The organism is Streptomyces sp. SGAir0957, from assembly GCF_043523415.1.
The window spans coordinates 7,158,673-7,175,937 of the sequence record NZ_CP027293.1; the positions used below are offsets into that span (position 1 = coordinate 7,158,673).

Consider the following 17,265-nt stretch of genomic DNA (forward strand, 5'->3'; position numbering starts at 1 on the left):
GTGCGCCATGGGTTGATGTGTGGCTGTGCCGGAGCCGCGCGGGCATCGCGGGGCTACGGGCTGTGCCCGGCCCGCACGGGCGGCGCGGAGAGGCTTCTCGGGCCCGCGCCGCCTCGGCGCTACTCCTCGCCCGCCTCCAGCGCCATGGCCAGCGCCGACGCCGGGTCCGACGTGGCCGGGCCCGCCGGGGCCCAGCGTCCCCGCTCCTTGCGGTAGGGCCACCAGCGTCCGTCGCGGCCCAGGCGCAGTTGGGCGGGCACGCCCGAGACCGTCCAGCGGGCCCGGGCGGCCTTGAGCGCGGGCCGCTCGTCCGGTTCCCAGGCCGCTTCGAGCGCGGCACGCGCGCGTGCGGCGGTTTCCGCGTCCGGGGTCCACTCGTCCTCCAGGACGGCGAGCGCGGCGGCACCGCCGTGCTCCCAGGCGCGCACCGCGAGCGCCAGACCTTCCCGGTCCCGGCCGGATCCCTCGGCGAGTCGCCCGAAGATGTGCCGCTCAGGATGCGCGGCGGCCAGCCGCACGGCGTCCTCCGCGACGGTCGGCTCCGGCCAGGGCGCGCGCTGTTCGTGCCCGTGCGAGAGCGCGTCCGCCAGCAACCTGTGCGCCTCCGCGGCGGCCTGCGCGCCCAGGAACCCGAGCGCGGCGACGTCCGTGCCCGCGGGGGGAGCCGTCTCCGTGTCCAGGGACGGCGGCACCCCCGGCTCGGCCGGCAGGACGGGCGGCTGAGGCAACGGCGGCAGCACAAGGGCGGACGCGTAAGCCTCGGCCGCGTCCTCCCCTTCCGCCTCGGGCGGTGCCGCGGACTCCGGTTCGGCGCGCGCGGCCGTACGTGCCTGGATCTCGTCGAGCAGCGCACGCTCGCCGCGCCCGCGCAGCAGGAGCAGCACGAACGGGTCCTGGTCGAGCAGGCGCGCCAGTTGGTAGCTGAGCGCGGCCGTGTGCGCGCAGTGGTCCCAGGCGTCGCAGTCGCAGCGCGGCTCCAGATCCCCGATGCCGGGGAGGAGTTCGACACCGGCAGCGGCGGCGTCCTCCACCAGGTGCGGCGGCATGTCGCGGTCCAGGAGGGCCGCGATGTGTCCGGCCCGTTCGACGGCCGTCCCGAGGAAGCGGTCCCAGTCGTCCTCGTCGAGCCGCTGCAACAGCACGTCCGACCGGTGCACGGCGCCGCCGCGGTCCTCGACCACCGCGGTGATGCGGCCCGGACGCACCGACACGGCGCCGACCGCCCCCGCCCGCGCCAGCCTGCGGCCCGCCTTGAGCTGCTTCAGGTCGAGCGCCGTGTCCTCCAGGGCCTTCAGCCAGGCCAGCCCCCACCACGTCTGGGCGAAGCTCCGCCCGCCCGTCGCGGGCAACGCCGCGAACGTGCGCTCCTCGCCCGGGTCCGTGACAACGGCGTCATGGTCGTACTCGTCGTGGATGTCACTCATCGGGCGCCCCCTCGCAGTTTGACCAGGTCGGCCAGTTCGGCATCGGTCAGTTCCGTCAGCGCCGACTCGCCCGCTCCCAGCACGGCGTCCGCCAACTCCCTTTTGCGCAGCAGCATCTCCGCGATGCGGTCCTCGATGGTGCCCTCGGTGATCAGCCGGTGCACCTGCACGGGTCGGGTCTGTCCGATGCGGTACGCGCGGTCGGTGGCCTGTGCCTCCACCGCCGGGTTCCACCAGCGGTCGTAGTGCACGACGTGCTCCGCGCGCGTGAGGTTGAGTCCGGTGCCGGCAGCCTTCAAGGACAGCAGGAAGACGGGCGCTTCGCCGTCCTGGAAGCGGCGCACCATGGCTTCCCGTCCCGCCACGGGCGTGCCGCCGTGCAGGAACTGCGACGCAATGCCGCGCTGTGCCAGGTGACGCTCGACAAGGCGGGCCATCTGCACGTACTGCGTGAAGACGAGGACGCTCGCGTCCTCGGCCAGGATGGTGTCCAGGAGTTCGTCGAGGAGCTCCAGCTTGCCGGAGCGGCCGGAGATGCGCGGCTTGTCCTCCTTCAGGTACTGCGCGGGGTGGTTGCAGATCTGCTTGAGGGCCGTGAGCAGCTTGACGATCAGGCCGCGTCGCTCGAAGCCGTCGGCCCCGGCGATCTCCGCGAGCGTCTCGCGCACCACGGCCTCGTAGAGCCCGACCTGCTCCTTGGTGAGGGGCACGGCTCGGTCGGTCTCCGTCTTGGGCGGCAGTTCGGGGGCGATCCCCGGGTCCGACTTGCGGCGCCGCAGCAGGAAGGGGCGGACGAGCTTCGCCAGGCGCTCGGCGGCGGCCGGGTCCTTGCCGCTCTCGACGGCCTTCGCGTAGCGGGTGCGGAAGGTGCCCAGGCGGCCCAGGAGCCCCGGCGTGGTCCAGTCGAGGATGGCCCACAGCTCACTGAGGTTGTTCTCGACCGGGGTGCCGGTGAGCGCCACGCGCGCGCGGGCGCCGATGGTGCGCAGCTCCTTGGCGGTGGCCGAGTGCGGATTCTTCACGTGCTGCGCCTCGTCCGTGACGACCATGCCCCAGCCTTGTGCGGCCAGTTGGGCGGCGTCCAGGCGCATGGTGCCGTACGTGGTGAGCACGAACTCGCCCGGCGCCAGGTCCTGCAGGGACCGGCGGCCGCCGTGGAAGCGGCGTACGGGGGTGCCGGGCGCGAACTTCTCGATCTCGCGCTGCCAGTTGCCCATGAGGGAGGTCGGGCAGATCACGAGCGTGGGGCCCGCGGTCTCCCGCGCGGTCTGCCGGTGCAGGTGCAGGGCGATCAGCGTGATCGTCTTGCCGAGCCCCATGTCGTCGGCCAGGCAGGCGCCGAGGCCGAGGGAGGTCATGCGGGCGAGCCAGTTCAGTCCGCGCAGCTGGTAGTCGCGCAGGGTGGCGGCGAGCGCGGCCGGCTGGCCGACCGGGTCCAGGCCCTCGGGGTCCGCGAGGCGGTCCCTGAGCGCCGCCAGCCAGCCGGTGGGCGCCACTTCGACCTGGCGGCCGTCGATCTCCGTGGAGCCCGTCAGAACGGCGCTGAGCGCGTCGACCGGCGTCACCTTCCGGTCCTCGTGCGCGCGGGCGCGGCGGGCCTCACCAGGGTCGACGATCACCCACTGGTCGCGCAGGCGCACGACGGGCCGGCCGGCCTCGGCGAGCCGGTCCAGTTCCTCGCGGCTCAACTCCTGGCCGCCCAGGGCGAACCGCCAGTCGAACGCCAGGAGCGCGTCCGCCGACAGGAACGACGGGGTGTCCGAGGAGAGCGCCTCCGGCCCGCCTTCGGGCGGCCCGATCACCGCGCGGGCCGTCAGCTTGCGCGCCATCTCCCGGGGCCAGTGCACCTCGACGCCCGCCGCGGACAGGGCGCGTGCCCCTTCACCGAGCAGTTCGGTGACCTCGTCGTCGGCCAGTTCCACGGCGTCCGGGACGGACGCCGACAGGAGCGGGGTGAGCGGCGTCCACGCGCGCGCGGCGCGCCGTAGGGCCAGGAGCGCGTCCATCCGCGCCTGCACCCCGAACGACTTGCCCGCCGCACCGGTACCCGCCCACACCTGGGCCGCGTCCGCCACGAGGGTGGGGTCGCCGACGCTGTGCATCTGCAGCACGGCGCGGAACGGCAGCAGGGTCTCGCCGTCGGTGACCTGGGCGAGCCCCGGCACTTCGACGCGCAGCGAGATCCGCACCCCGGCGTCGTGCCCGGCGGCCACGTCGGCAGCCCAGGCGCGCAGTTCGGGGGTTCGCTGCGGAGGGCGTGCCGCGAACGCGGGGGCGCCCGCCGCGAGCGGGGCGGCGGGGGAGCGCGGCAGGGTGTCGGCCACCGCGTCGAGGAAGGCGCGCAGCAACCGTTCGGGCGCGTGCAGGCGCAGCGGCTCGTGACCCTCCAGCGGAACCGCGCGTGCCTCGGCCGGCATGGCCGCCGCGAGCTCCCGCAGCCGCTCGAGGTCCACGGGGCGCAGCGGTCCGGCGCGCCAGGCATCGTGGTCGTCGCCGCTCAATCCGGGCAGGAGGAGTCCCCGCGCGGCGAGTTGCAGCGCGAGCAGGGCGGCCGCGCCCCAGAAGGCCGTCGTCGGGTCCGCCTGCGCTGCCGCACGCGCGCGCGTGAGCACCGCGAGCGCGGACCGTACGGGCAGCGCGACGGCGGTGACGGTCATCGGCGCGATCCCGTCGTCGCCGGGCAGGGCCAGCGCAAGCTCCACGAGGCTGCCCGCCTCCGGGAGGGGCGGTTGGCCACCGTCCGGCCGCCAGAAGGCCACGCTCGAGGTGCGCGCCGGATCGCCCGGCGTGAACACCGCGCGGCAGCGTGCGAGTTCGGCGGTCTCGGCAAGGGTGGGTGCGGGATGCGTGTACGCGGAGATGGCAGCTGCCTCGTATTCCTCAAGTTTGACTACTCGCCCTGGAAGACGCGAGGGTACACGGCGGTCAACCCAATGGGGCGGCCCCAAGGAGTGTTCTAAGTCACTTGACCCCTAAGGGTGGGGCTGCCCCCACCGCCCGGGTGGGCTGGCCCCCTGTCGTGGCCGGGTGATGGCGCCATGGCCGACCAAGGTCCGCCGTTCGTAGGTTTTTCGAGGTCGGGCCAGGTTCGCGGCCCGCCGCCTCGACCTCCCTCCCACAGACCGGAGTACCGCCATGGCCCTGGCCGTTGTCCCCCTGCCGGAAAACGCCACAGGAACTGGCGCACGTCCGTCCTCGCCCGAAGGCGGCAGCGAGTTCACGCCCTTGCTGCGTGACATCAAGGGGCAGGGCCTGCTCGACCGGCGCACCGGCTGGTACGTACGCACCATCGTCGTCAACGCCCTCGCCCTGGCCGGAGTGGTCACCGGCATGGCGTTCACCGGCGCCTCCTGGTGGGTCCTCGCCCTGGCGCCCGTCCTGGCGGTCCTCGGCGCACGCACGGCGTTCATCGGTCATGACGCGGGGCACGCGCAGATCACCGGCAACCGGTCCGTGAGCCGCGTCATCGGCCTCGTCCACGGCAACCTGCTGCTGGGCATGAGCTACGCGTGGTGGAACGACAAACACGCCAAACACCACGCGAACCCGAACCACATCGACAAGGACCCCGACGTCGCCGCCGACGTCCTCGTCTTCACCAGCGAACAAGCGGCCACGCGCGTGGGCTTCCGCGGCTGGCTCACCCGCCACCAGGCATGGCTGTTCTTTCCGCTCACCCTGCTCGAAGGGCTCGCCCTGAAGGTGTCCGGTTTCCGGGACCTCAGGCGGCAGAGCGGACGTGAGCGCCTGGTCGAAGGGACCCTTCTCGTCGCCCATGTCGTCGTCTACGTGACATTGCTGCTGACCACCATGCCGCTCGGCCACGCCCTCGCCTTCGCCGCACTGCACCAGGCCCTGTTCGGACTCCACCTGGGAATGGCCTTCGCGCCCAACCACAAGGGCATGGAGATGCCCGACCCGGACGGCGACAAGTGGGGCCACCTGCGGCGCCAGGTCCTCACCTCGCGCAACATCGAGGGCGGTGCCCTGACCGACTGGTTCCTCGGCGGTCTCAACTATCAGATCGAGCACCACCTGTTCCCGAGCATGCCCCGACCCCACCTGCGCCTTGCCCAGCCCATGGTGAAAGCGCACTGCGCACGCCTGGGCGTCCCGTTCACCGAGACCGGTCTGGTCGACTCCTATCGCCAGGCGCTGCGCCACATGTATGAAGTGGGAGAGCCGCTGCGCGCCGACATCTGACCCACGTCCCGGTGGCGTCTCAGGGCGCGGGATCAGGGTCGCGTCAGGGTCGGGCGCCGGAACCGTGGACGTCGTGGACCCGTTTCTCACAACAGAGGCGAACTCGCCCCACTCGTCCGAGGGCGAGCCGCTCCGAAGGAGGCCACACACATGTCGAGGAACGCGAAGATCGCCGCGGGAGGCGTGGCGGCCGGGATCATCCTGCTGATCTGGCTGCCGTGGTGGGCGGCCCTGCTCATCGTGCTGGGCGTGCCCACCGCGGCGTACCTGATGCTCGACCCCTCGCAGCGGCGCAGGCTCCGCCGCGTCACGCGCAAGGAGATCGGCCGCTAGGACGCCCGTACCGAGCACGTGTCGACGACGTCACCGCTCGCGGGCCGCCCGACGGTCCGGTCCGCGGGCGGCTCCGTCCCGTCCTGCGCCCACTGGGTGAGGGCGTTGAAGGCGTCCCGGTAGCACGGCAGGATCGGCCGCAGCCGGTCCGGGAAGGTGTCGTAGAGGCCGTCGGTGTGCGTGCCGTCCTGGATCGTGTACGTGCGGTGCAGCCGGCCGCGGCCCCGCGCGTCGACCATGCGCCGGTACACGTCGGCGTCCGTCGCGATCGGCAGCAAGGTGTCCAGGTCGCCCTGGAGGGTGATCAGCGGCTTCCCGATCCGCCCGGTCAGGGCCACGCGCGCGACCGCCCTGTGCACCGACGAGGGACGCGTCGCATAGTCGTACGAGGCGTCGGACGCGCACGGGGCGAGGATCTCCTCCGTCGTCGAACCGGCGGACGTGCCGGGGCAGTCACGGTCGTAGGCGGGGTCGAACTCGGCGCGGTACGCCTTCTGCGTGAGCCCCCAGTACGCCTTCTGGTGGTAGGGCCACAAGAATTCCGAGCCGCGGGCGAAGCCGGCCGCGTACATGTCGTCCGCGTCGGCGGCCCCCTGGCCGAGCGCCACGGCCGTCGGCAGGGACGTCAGCAGGTTCGGCCCCTCCGCCGTCCACAGGACGCCCTCCCAGTCGACCCCGCCGTCGAACAGCTCCGGGTGGTTCTCGAGCTGCCAGCGCGTGAGATAGCCCGCGTTGGAGATGCCGGTCATGTACGTGCGCCGCGGAGCGGAACCGTAGTGCTGGGCCACCACTTTCCGCGCGGCGCGCGTGAGCTGGGTGGTGCGTTCGTTCCATTCGGTGACGGCGTCGCCGGGGCGGGTGCCGTCCCGGTAGAAGTTCGGCCCGGTGTTGCCCTTGTCGGTCGCCGCGTACGCGTAGCCCTGGGCGAGGACCCGGTCGGAGATCGCCGTGTCGGTCGCGTACTGCTTGCGGTTGCCCGGAGCGGCGGTGACCACCAGGCCGCCGTTCCAGCGGTCCGGCAGGCGGATCACGAACTGGGCGTCGTGGTTCCAGCCATGCGTCGTGTTCGTGCGGGAGTCGTCCCCGAAGTACCCGTCGAACTGGGTGCCGGGCACACCGGACGGGTTCCTCGTCCCTGTCGCCGTCAGTCCGGCCTGGTCGGCCATGTCGGTGTACGGGGTGCCCGCGAGCCCGGCGGTCGTCAGGTCGTCCAGACAGGCCCGCTGTTGCAGCTGCGCGCCCGGCACGCGCGCGTGGGGCGACCCGGCGCAGTGGCCCCCGTGCGCGGGAGCCGCGCTCGCGGCCTGCGGCCCGGAAGCGGCCAGGGCCAACAATGCTGCGGCCAACAAGGGAACGGTTCCGGGCGTGCGCATGAGCGGGCCTCCTCGAAGTGGCGGGAAGAGGCCTCATCGTCGAGGGGGAGGCCGCGCTGCTCCATGGGTGGGGAGCACATGCGGGACTCGCCCCCTATGTGGGGCGGCGGCTCAGGCGGGCCGGACGGCCATCTTGTCGAGCGCCTCCAGCAGGCCGGGCAGCTCCGGACCACGGCCGACCGGCAACACCTCGCCCGGCTCGTCGTCGAGCAGGATGAACGCGATGTCGTCCGTACGCGCAACCATCGACCAGCCGGGACCGTCGGCGCGCAGCGTACGGGCGCCGCCCGACGCGAACGCCGACCGCACGCGACCGAGAGGCGGGGGAGTGTCCACGTAGGAGCGGGCCTCGGCCAGGACACGCCGGACGCCCTCGTGCGAACTGCCCGACGGGGCGGACGGCGTCTCCGCGTCCCCCCTCGCCTTCTCGGCCTCAGAGCCCGACGCGAACTGGTCGTCGTCGAGCTGCGACCGCCAGGAAGCCCACTGGAGGGCTATCTCGTCCGCTCCCAGGCGCCGCTGCGCCGGGCCCCAGGTGTCCGTGTCCGGCGGGCAGAGAGGCGCCGACTCGGCGCTTTCCGTATCGGGCTCCGGATCGTGGGGCGCGGGAACGTTCGGTGCGGCCACCGCCAGCGCGAGCGGCCAGCCGGGCAACGCGGCGATCATGCTCTTCTCGTCGGGGGAGAGGTCGTACTCCATGCCGCAGTCCCAGGAGGCGATGGCCACGGCGACGAGGGACACGTCGTCCACGACAACAGTCCAGCGCGCGCCCTGGCCGTCCTGGCCGAGGACCAGCCCGTAGCCGTCGGCGAGCGGCGCGAGTCCCAGGGCGGCGCACGCCTCGGGGTAGTCGTCGCCCAGCACGCTGGGGAACGTCGCCGGAGTGAGCAACAGCGCCGTCAGTACGTACAGCGCGTCGTCCTCGGTGGCGACAGCGTCGTCCGTCGCGGCCATGCCTACCTCCCCTGAGCTTCGGTCCGTCGGCGTGACCTTAGTCAGTCGTGGTCGACGCCGTACAGGGGCGGTGACCAGGAAAAGTGCGCGACACGCCGACACCGGTGGCTCTGTCGGGGACATGTCGACATCGCGTGTGGAATCCGTGTGGTTCTCGTGCCGGACCGCGGAGGCGACGCCAGGGCGCGCCTCCCCGTCAACGCGCGTCAGGCCGCGGGCAGGCCGAGGAGGGTGCGCGCCACCGCACGCGGCGACTCGTCCCGCTCGCGCGCGAGGACGATGAGCGCCCGGCATGCCAGCTCGTTGACGCCGAAGACCAGCGCGCTCGGCTCCACCCAGCCCTCGGCCTCGTCGATCCGCTCCTGGTCGTCCTCGGCACAGGCCGCCACATACGCGGCCGCCGCCTCGAACAGGTTGTGCGGTCGGCGCTGCCCTTCGGTCGGCCGACGTGCCTTGCGCGCGGACCGTTGCTCATTGCGCCGGCGCTCCTCGCGGCGAGCGGCCTTCCTGCGCCAGGTGCTCCAGGACTTCCGGACCCTGTTGAGCATGTGCGTCACCGTCCCCGGCCGATGCCCCGAAGGGGAGCCGTCCCACGAACTTCCCTCACACGTCGCGGAGTCGGCTCCATGGTGCCTTCATGGTGCTTCTTGCATGGTGGCAGAAGAGGGTCGGCGCGGGGCCGGTCGGCAATGTTCGACAATGCGGATGCGTTCGCGGCGGCCGTCGGGGGCTGGTGGGCGCGGCCTTCATGGCCGCACACTGCTTGGCGAGCTCAGTCCGTGCGCACCGCCAGCGCCAGGAAGTGAGTCTCCTCGTCGGTGTACGAGGTCATGCGCCAGCCGGAACCAACAAGCAGCGAGCGGAGATTGGGCTCCGCCCGTAGGTCATCAGGGGTGAACTCCCGTCCATGTCGCGCGGCGAGAGCCTTGCGCCCGATCGGATGGAACAGTGCGAGCAGCCCACCGGGCCGCACCACGCGCGCCAGCTCACGCATGTTGTCCGCCGGGTGCGACAAGTGCGACACGAGCCCGGTCCCGAACACCGCGTCCAGCGTCGCCGTGCCCAGCGGCAGACGCGCCACGTCCGCGCGCAACAGGTGACCCTCGTGGTCCCGCCCGGCCGTGCGGCGGCCTCCAGCATGGCCCACGTCAGGTCGGCGCCGAGCACCACCCCGGACGGTCCCACGGCCGCCCGCAGCGGCGACAGCGCACGGCCGGTGCCGCATCCCGCGTCAAGCACCTTGTCGCCATGGCGAAGCCCGAGGGCGGCCACCGCGGCGGCGTAGGCGGGACCGTCGTCGGGGAAACGGGTGTCCCAGTCGGCGGCACGGGCCGCGAAGAACTCCTGCACGCGCGCGTGGTCATCGTTCATGGAGCCCATGATGACGCGGCCCACCCACGGGCGGCGCCCCGCCGTGCTGGGCACGTGGTGGCCTCGGCGTTCACCTCTGCCGCGCCGCGGCAGCGCAGGGCAGTTCGAGTTCGGTTCGAATGTGGTTCGAAGAGGGTTCGAAGACGGCGTGAAGGCGAACGTTGCTGGAGGATCTCCGTCATATCGCAGCAGCTTTCGAAACGCGCTCCCGTTGTGCGCCCCCGTCATGACTAGCTTGCCGGGTCGCGACCCCCATCTGCCAGAACTGCGCCGCTACGCGCGCGTGCCCGAGCGGAAGCAGCGCCCATGGACACTCACTTCGCCCCTACCACCTTCCCGCCCGCGAACGAGTTGCCGCGGCGCGTACGTCAGGCGAGCCTCGTGCCCCAACTGCGGGAGCGCCCCGGCCCCCGCACCGCGCCCGCGCGCGTACAGGACCGGGGTGAGCGCAGCCCGGAGCAGGCACGGGCCCGTATGAAGTCCTTCCTGGACGGGTGGGTCAGAGGCGGCGGACGTCCGCCCGGCGGCGATCACAGTGAAGGAGACCCGAGATGATCAAAGACTCGGCCGCCCCTGCGGTGACCCGCCGCTCCACCGCACTCGACGGGCTCCTCGACGCCATGGCACACCGAGTGCCCGAGTTGCGCCATGCCCTCGTCCTGTCCAACGACGGCCTGCCCGCCGGCGCGTCCTCCGGGCTCGGCCGCGAGGACGCCGAGCATCTCTCCGCCGTCGCCTCCGGGTTCAACAACCTCGCCAAGGGCACGGGGCGACGCTTCGGCACGGGAGGCGCTCGGCTGACCATGGTGGAGATGGACGGCGGCTTCCTCTTCGTGGCCGCCACGGGAGGCGGCTCCTGCCTTGCAGTCCTCAGCGACGTGACCGCCGACATCGGCCTTGTCGCCTACGAGATGGCCCGCCTGGTCGACAGGATTGCCGAGCACCTCCGTACGGGGACCGGGCGCGCCCGGCGCTCGGCAGCCGCGGACTGACCGCGGCCGGGGCGCCGACCCGCCTCCCGCGCGCGTGGACGGGAGGCGGGCAGCCGGTGAACTTCTTCTCAGGCGCGGGTCAGTCGGCGATGTCACCCATGGCGACGACCTTCTCCACCCGTACCCGGACAACGAGTTCACCCGGCACGGCATTGCGCCTGCCGAACTCCTCGGCGCGGTCCTCGCCCATGTACCGGCCGCCGATCCGGGTCGCGGAGTCGAGCAGTTCGACCGGGTCCTCGCTGAGTTCGGCGCGGCCCTGGACCGTCACGAACGAGAACGGCGGCCGCTCGTCGTCGACGCACAGGGCCACGCGCCCGTCACGCGCCAGGTTGCGGCCCTTGACCGTGTCCTTGCCGGTGTTGAACAGGATGTCGTCGCCGTCCAGGACGAACCAGACAGGTGCCACGTGCGGGCTGCCGTCGGCCCGCACGGTGGACAGCTTCGCGGTGCGCGTGCCCTCGGAGACGAAGGCATGCCATTCCTCAGCGGTCATCTTGTGTGCCATGAGGTCATCTTGCTTGCCCGGACGCCGACCGTGGGGAAGGCTGGCGAGAGAGATCCTCCGGGCAGGGGAGCGGTCCCCTCCGGGGCATGGGGAGCCAGAGGAAGCGGGGAGACGGGATCATGGTGCAGAACGCGGGACTCGGTTGGCTACTGGACGACCTGACGCAACGCGTCGAACATGTGCGGCACGCTTTGGTCCTGTCCAACGACGGCCTCGTGACGGGCGCCAGCACGGACCTGCGCCGCGAGGACGCCGAGCATCTCGCCGCCGTCTCCTCCGGACTGCACAGCCTCGCGAAGGGCTCGGGGCGCCACTTCAACGCCGGCGGCGTGCGGCAGACGATGATCGAGTTCGACGACGCGGTGCTCTTCGTCACCGCCGCCGGAGACGGTAGCTGTCTGTGCGTGCTCAGCTCCGCCGACGCCGACATCGGTCAGGTCGCGTACGAGATGACGCTGCTCGTGAACCGGGTCGGGGAGCATCTGGCCGTCGACGCGCGGCACCCGGGGCAAACTTCCGTGATCGACCTCTGACCTGCGGTTACGTCGTTGCGTTGAGGGGGTCCGGCAGAGTTATCCACAGGCCCGGACGGATTTCTCGGAAACGGGCTACGGTTTTCCCGAGCGGTCACGGAGCGTGACCGAGGTCGTCGACCTACGGGGGAGAACCATCATGCAGGGCTCCATCATGACCAGGCCCCAGGGCAGCGCCGCCCGGGAACTGGGGCTCAAGCGCAGCGAGTTCGATCTCGCCGTACGCCTCGGCCGTATCCGTACGGTCGCGGCGACGGACGGGGGCCGGCGCCGGGTCCCGCGCGACGAGATCGAGCGGATCCGCGACAGCGAGGGTTTTCCCGAGGCGCTGCTCGCGCAGGTGAAGGTGGTGGGGACGGCGGAGGGCGCCCTCCTCATGGAGATCCCGCCGACCCGCTTCACCCGGCTGGCCCGCGCGGGTCTGCTCGTCCCGGCGAAGTTCTACCTGAACCGCTATCGCACCGTGGTGTGGCTGTACCTCGCCGAGGAGCTACGGGAGTTCGCCGCCTCGGAGCTGCACGCGCCGCTGCTGACCGGCCGCGCGCCGGACAAGGTCAGGGCCCGCCTCTCGACGGGCGAGGATCTGCGGCCGAGGAGGTGGCGGGCGCGGCACGCGGGGTACCTCCTGGGCCAGAGCAGTGATCCTTGGGACCGGGCCGCCGCGATGGCGACGCTCCTGGACGCGGCCCAGCTCACCGAACTCGTCGAGAGCCCGTACGAGCGCGCCTACTTGCGGCATCTGCGGCCCGAGGAGTCCTGGTACGGGTCGCCCGACTCGCCGACGGCGCAGGTCGTCGAGCGCATCGTGATCGCCGACAACCCGGACGAGATCAGCTGGCTGAGGGCGAACCTCCTCCTGAGCATGGCGGAGGCGCGTCGACTGCGGCCCGCTCCACGGCCCACGACGCCCGAAGCGGGGGACGCGGCCGAGCTCTGGGCGGAGAGTGCCTCCGTCCCACAGCCCTCGCTCACCCCGCACCCCTCGCTCACCCCGCACACCGCTCGGCCTGCGCTCACCCCGCACCCCGCGGAGGACAAACCGGCGCGAGGACTGTGGGGGCGGCTTCTCGGCAGAGCTTGACGCCTGGGTCAGCGACCGCACGGCTTGAGCGCACCGTCCGCCGAACAAGCGCCCGCCGGGCCGGTCACCCCTGGAGCTTGCGGAACAGACCTTCCTGGACCACGGAGACCAGCAGACGCCCCTCGATGTCGTAGATCCGGCCACGGGCCAGACCCCGGCCGCCCACGGCGATCGGCGACTCCTGGTCGTACAGGAACCACTCATCGGCACGGAAGGGACGGTGGAACCACATGGCGTGGTCGAGCGAGGCCATGTCGAAGCCGCGCGGGCCCCACAGCGGTTCGATCGGCAGACGTACCGCGTCGAGCAGCGTCATGTCGCTCGCGTAGGTGAGCGCGCAGGTGTGCACCAGCGGATCGTCACCCAGCGGGCTGACGGCACGCATCCACACGGCGCTGCGCGGCTCCGCCGCCTCGATCTCCTCGGGCGACCAGCGCAGCCGGTCGACGTAGCGGATGTCGAAGGGCTGGCGGCGCGCCATGCGCTGCAACGCCTCCGGCAGAGCGCCGAGATGGCCCTTGATCTCCTCGGCGATGGTCGGCAGCGACTCCGGGTCCGGCACCTGCCGGGCCGGCGGCAACTGATGCTCGAAGGCACCTTCCTCGGGCTTGTGAAAGGAGGCGGTGAGATTGAAGATCGTGCGACCCTGCTGCACGGCGGTGACCCGGCGCGTGGTGAAGGAGCGACCGTCACGGACCCGCTCGACCTGGTACACGATGGGCACGCCCGGGCGGCCCGGACGCAGGAAGTACGCGTGCAGCGAGTGCACCGGACGGTCACCGTCCGTGGTGCGGCCGGCCGCGACCAGGGCCTGGCCCGCGACCTGCCCGCCGAAGACCCGCTGCAGGGACTCCTCGGGGCTGCGTCCGCGGAAGATGTTGACCTCGATCTGCTCCAGGTCGAGCAGGTCGACAAGCCGTTCCGCAGGGTTCGTCATGGGTGGTTCTCTCTCGTGTGCGCGGCCGGAGGGTTCCGGCGCGTGGGCGCGGGCGGACCATGGCGTCCGCCCGGCCGGGAATCTACAACTGACCAACGTCCGTGACCCGGACGATCGCACGGCCTTCTGCGTCGGAGGCCGCGAGGTCGACCTCGGCGCTGATGCCCCAGTCGTGGTCGCCCTCCGGGTCGGCGAACGTCTGCCGGACCTTCCACAGGCCGTGCTCCGGATCCTCCTCGATCATGAGCAGCTTGGGTCCGCGGGCGTCCGGGCCCGTGCCGAGGTCCTCGTACTCGTCCCAGTACTTGTCCATGGCCTCGCCCCAGGCGTCCGCGTCCCAGCCCGAGTCGCCGTCCATCTCGCCGAGCTCCTGGACGTCGTCGAGCGCGGCGAGTTCGACGCGCCGGAACATGGCGTTGCGGACCAGCACGCGGAACGCGCGCGAGTTCGCCGTGACCGGCTTGACCTGGTCGGCCTTCTCCTGCGCCTCCTCGGCGGTCATCACCTCGGGGTTGGCGAGCTGCTCCCACTCGTCCAGCAGGCTGGAGTCGACCTGGCGCACCATCTCGCCGAGCCAGGCGATCAGGTCCTCAAGGTCCTCGGACTTGAGGTCGTCGGGCACCGTGTGGTCGAGCGTCTTGTACGCGCTCGCCAGGTACCTCAGGACGATGCCCTCGGTGCGCGCGAGCTCGTAGAAGGAGACGAACTCCGTGAAGGTCATCGCCCGCTCGTACATGTCGCGGATGACGGACTTCGGCGACAGCGGGTGGTCGCCGACCCACGGGTGGCTCGTGCGGTAGGTGTTGTACGCGTGGAAGAGGAGCTCCTCCAGGGGCTTCGGGTACGAGATGTCCTGGAGGCGCTCCATGCGCTCCTCGTACTCGACCCCGTCCGCCTTCATGGCGGCGACGGCCTCGCCGCGCGCCTTGTTCTGCTGGGCGTGCAGGATCTGCCGCGGGTCGTCCAGCGTGGACTCCACGACCGAGACCATGTCGAGCGCGTACGACGGCGAATCCTTGTCCAGCAGGTCGAAGGAGGCGAGGGCGAACGTCGACAGCGGCTGGTTCAGCGCGAAGTCCTGCTGAAGGTCGACGGTCAGCCGCACGATGCGGCCCGTCGGGTCCGGCTGGTCCAGCTTCTCGACGATGCCGCCGTCCAGCAGGGAGCGGTAGATCGCGATGGCCCGGCGGATGTGGCGCAGCTGCGCCTTGCGCGGCTCGTGGTTGTCCTCGAGCAGCTTGCGCATCGCCTCGAAGGCGTTGCCGGGCCGGGCGATGACCGACAGGAGCATGGTGTGCGTGACGCGGAAGCGGGAGGTCAGCGGCTCCGGGTCGGAGGAGATCAGCTTCTCGAAGGTGCTCTCCGTCCAGCCGACGAAGCCTTCTGGCGCCTTCTTGCGGACCACCTTGCGGCGCTTCTTCGGGTCGTCGCCGGCCTTCGCGAGCGCCTTCTCGTTCTCGATGACGTGCTCGGGCGCCTGCGCCACGACGAAGCCGGCCGTGTCGAACCCGGCCCGTCCGGCGCGCCCCGCGATCTGGTGGAACTCGCGGGCCCGCAGCGTGCGCACGCGGTTGCCGTCGTACTTGGTGAGGGCCGTGAACAGCACCGTGCGAATGGGGACGTTGACCCCGACGCCGAGGGTGTCGGTGCCGCAGATGACCTTCAGCAGACCGGCCTGGGCCAGCTTCTCGACGAGGCGACGGTACTTGGGCAGCATGCCGGCGTGGTGCACGCCGATGCCGTGCCGTACGTAACGGGAGAGGTTGCGGCCGAACTTGGTGGTGAAGCGGAAGTTGCCGATCAGCTCGGCGATCTTGTCCTTCTCCTCGCGCGTGCACATGTTGATGCTCATCAGCGCCTGCGCCCGCTCGACAGCCTGCGCCTGCGTGAAGTGCACGATGTAGACCGGCGCCTGCCGGGTGTCGAGCAGCTCGGTCAGCGTCTCCGTCAGCGGGGTCAGCCGGTATTCGTAGGAGAGCGGGACCGGGCGCGTCGCCGAGCGCACCACCGAGGTCGGACGGCCGGTGCGGCGCGTGAGGTCCTTCTCGAACATCGAGACGTCGCCGAGCGTCGCCGACATCAGGATGAACTGCGCCTGCGGCAGTTCGAGCAGCGGGATCTGCCAGGCCCAGCCGCGGTCGCCCTCCGCGTAGAAGTGGAACTCGTCCATGACGACCTGGCCGACGTCGGCCTGTGCGCCGTCCCGCAGCGCGATCGACGCGAGGACCTCGGCGGTGCAGCAGATGACGGGCGCGTCCGCGTTCACCGACGCGTCTCCGGTCAGCATGCCGACGTTCTCCGTGCCGAACAGCTTGCACAGCTCGAAGAACTTCTCGGAGACGAGCGCCTTGATGGGCGCCGTGTAGAAGGTGACCTCGTCGCGTGCGAGGGCGGCGAAGTGCGCACCGGCCGCGATCATGCTCTTGCCGGATCCGGTGGGGGTCGAGACGATCACGTTCGCCCCGGACACCGCCTCGATCAGCGCCTCCTCCTGGTGGGGATAGAGGGTGAGACCACGCTCCGTGGCCCACGACTCGAAGGCGTCGTAGAGGGCGTCCGGGTCGGCGGTCTGCGGAAGCTGATCGATAAGGGTCACGTCACCATCTTGCCTGGCTTCTGTCCCGATCAGGGAATCGGATGCCCGTACGAAGATCATGAACGCTACGCTGAGTGGCCGACGCAGCGTCAGCACGCGCACGGCCCGACGGGGGCGATCGGGCGTCGACATAAGAAGAATGGGGCGGAACACCACCATGATGGGACCGGCACACTCGCTGTCAGGAGCGGCGGCCTGGCTGGGGGTGGGCGCGGCCGCGGCGGCCGCGGGGCACCCGATGCCCTGGCCAGTGGTTCTCGTCGGAGCGCTGATCTGCGCGGGTGCCGCCCTCGCCCCCGACCTCGACCACAAGTCGGCGACCATCTCGCGCGCCTTCGGACCGATCTCCCGGGCCGTCTGCGGCATCGTCGACACATTGTCGTACGCCGTCTACAAGGCCACCCGCAAGCAGGGCGACCCGCGCCGCTCCGGCGGTCACCGCACCCTGACGCACACGTGGCTGTGGGCGGTGCTCATAGGGGCGGGCACCTCCGCCGCCGCGATCTACGGCGGCCGCTGGACCGTCCTCGGGATCCTGTTCGTCCATATGGTGCTCGCCATCGAGGGCCTGCTCTGGCGCGCCGCGCGCGGCTCCAGCAGCGACGTCCTGGTGTGGCTGCTCGCGGCGACCAGCGCCTGGATCCTGGCCGGCATCCTGGACCAGCCGGGCAACGGCGCGGGCTGGCTCTTCGAGGAGCCGGGCCAGGAGTACCTCTGGCTGGGCCTGCCCATCGTCCTCGGCGCGCTGATCCACGACATCGGGGACGCGCTGACCGTCTCGGGCTGCCCGATCCTGTGGCCCATCCCGATCGGCCGCAAGCGCTGGTACCCGATCGGGCCGCCCAAAGTGATGCGGTTCCGGGCGGGCAGCTGGGTCGAGCTGAAGGTGCTGATGCCCGCCTTCATGGTGCTCGGCGGCGTGGGGTGCGCGGCCGCGCTCAACTTCATCTGAGCCCGGCC

14 protein-coding genes and 1 pseudogene are annotated in these 17,265 nt (G+C 71.6%); 6 read left to right on the forward strand and 9 right to left on the reverse strand.

Annotated elements, in window-relative coordinates:
• Nucleotides 1-119: 119 nt before the first annotated feature.
• Nucleotides 120-1,424 (reverse strand): SWF or SNF family helicase, encoded by a 1,305-nt coding sequence (locus C1N81_RS37335; RefSeq protein WP_394435806.1) that lies wholly within the window; start codon nucleotides 1,422-1,424, stop codon nucleotides 120-122.
• On the reverse strand, nucleotides 1,421-4,126 hold the full coding sequence (locus tag C1N81_RS37340; protein ID WP_394435807.1) for a DEAD/DEAH box helicase: 2,706 nt from the start codon (nucleotides 4,124-4,126) through the stop codon (nucleotides 1,421-1,423). Before C1N81_RS37340 ends, C1N81_RS37335 begins: the two co-directional genes overlap by 4 nt.
• Before the next feature lie 433 nt (nucleotides 4,127-4,559).
• On the opposite strand from C1N81_RS37340, the gene C1N81_RS37345 reads away from it, so the two are divergent.
• Together C1N81_RS37345 and C1N81_RS37350 are read left to right on the forward strand one after the other, a co-directional pair.
• Nucleotides 4,560-5,627: a fatty acid desaturase family protein gene (locus C1N81_RS37345; RefSeq protein ID WP_394435808.1), complete on the forward strand. Its 1,068-nt coding sequence runs from the start codon at nucleotides 4,560-4,562 to the stop codon at nucleotides 5,625-5,627.
• A 150-nt stretch (nucleotides 5,628-5,777) separates the two neighbouring features.
• Nucleotides 5,778-5,960 carry a hypothetical protein gene (locus tag C1N81_RS37350; RefSeq protein WP_361063297.1) on the forward strand — a complete coding sequence of 61 codons (183 nt, stop codon included), beginning with the start codon at nucleotides 5,778-5,780 and terminating at the stop codon, nucleotides 5,958-5,960.
• On the opposite strand, the gene C1N81_RS37355 is transcribed toward C1N81_RS37350, so the two are convergent.
• From C1N81_RS37355 to C1N81_RS37370, 4 genes and pseudogenes are all read right to left on the reverse strand, one after another.
• Nucleotides 5,957-7,333, reverse strand: coding sequence for a tannase/feruloyl esterase family alpha/beta hydrolase (locus tag C1N81_RS37355; RefSeq protein WP_394435809.1), 1,377 nt, complete (start codon nucleotides 7,331-7,333; stop codon nucleotides 5,957-5,959). The genes C1N81_RS37350 and C1N81_RS37355 overlap by 4 nt on opposite strands.
• A 111-nt stretch (nucleotides 7,334-7,444) precedes the next feature.
• Nucleotides 7,445-8,287, reverse strand: a complete 843-nt coding sequence (locus C1N81_RS37360) for a hypothetical protein (protein WP_394435810.1) — start codon at nucleotides 8,285-8,287, stop codon at nucleotides 7,445-7,447.
• Nucleotides 8,288-8,493: 206 nt separating this feature from the next.
• Nucleotides 8,494-8,835: a hypothetical protein gene (locus C1N81_RS37365; RefSeq protein WP_394435811.1), complete on the reverse strand. Its 342-nt coding sequence runs from the start codon at nucleotides 8,833-8,835 to the stop codon at nucleotides 8,494-8,496.
• Nucleotides 8,836-9,059: 224 nt separating this feature from the next.
• Nucleotides 9,060-9,658: pseudogene (locus C1N81_RS37370) on the reverse strand (class I SAM-dependent methyltransferase).
• A gap of 551 nt (nucleotides 9,659-10,209) precedes the next feature.
• Between C1N81_RS37370 and C1N81_RS37375 the strand changes: the two are divergent.
• Nucleotides 10,210-10,650: a roadblock/LC7 domain-containing protein gene (locus tag C1N81_RS37375; RefSeq protein ID WP_394435812.1), complete on the forward strand. Its 441-nt coding sequence runs from the start codon at nucleotides 10,210-10,212 to the stop codon at nucleotides 10,648-10,650.
• A gap of 79 nt (nucleotides 10,651-10,729) precedes the next feature.
• Here the strand turns inward: C1N81_RS37375 and C1N81_RS37380 are convergent, their stop codons facing one another.
• Nucleotides 10,730-11,158 (reverse strand): PPOX class F420-dependent oxidoreductase, encoded by a 429-nt coding sequence (locus C1N81_RS37380; protein WP_394435813.1) that lies wholly within the window; start codon nucleotides 11,156-11,158, stop codon nucleotides 10,730-10,732.
• Nucleotides 11,159-11,277: 119 nt separating this feature from the next.
• Here C1N81_RS37380 and C1N81_RS37385 point away from each other — a divergent pair, with 119 nt between their 5' ends.
• A complete protein-coding gene (locus tag C1N81_RS37385) occupies nucleotides 11,278-11,691 on the forward strand; it encodes a roadblock/LC7 domain-containing protein (RefSeq protein WP_394435814.1) in 414 nt (137 codons plus the stop codon).
• Between the two features lie 154 nt (nucleotides 11,692-11,845).
• The gene (locus C1N81_RS37390) at nucleotides 11,846-12,772 is read left to right on the forward strand and encodes a DUF6397 family protein (RefSeq protein WP_394435815.1); all 927 of its coding nucleotides are present in this window, start codon (nucleotides 11,846-11,848) and stop codon (nucleotides 12,770-12,772) included.
• A 64-nt stretch (nucleotides 12,773-12,836) separates the two neighbouring features.
• Here the strand turns inward: C1N81_RS37390 and C1N81_RS37395 are convergent, their stop codons facing one another.
• Nucleotides 12,837-13,709: an acyl-CoA thioesterase gene (locus C1N81_RS37395; protein WP_394435816.1), complete on the reverse strand. Its 873-nt coding sequence runs from the start codon at nucleotides 13,707-13,709 to the stop codon at nucleotides 12,837-12,839.
• A gap of 82 nt (nucleotides 13,710-13,791) precedes the next feature.
• On the reverse strand, nucleotides 13,792-16,365 hold the full coding sequence (locus tag C1N81_RS37400) for a DEAD/DEAH box helicase (RefSeq protein WP_394435817.1): 2,574 nt from the start codon (nucleotides 16,363-16,365) through the stop codon (nucleotides 13,792-13,794).
• Between the two features lie 97 nt (nucleotides 16,366-16,462).
• Between C1N81_RS37400 and C1N81_RS37405 the strand changes: the two genes are divergently transcribed.
• Entirely contained in the window at nucleotides 16,463-17,257 is a 795-nt protein-coding gene (locus C1N81_RS37405; RefSeq protein WP_394435818.1) for a metal-dependent hydrolase, read from the forward strand.
• Nucleotides 17,258-17,265: the final 8 nt, after the last annotated feature.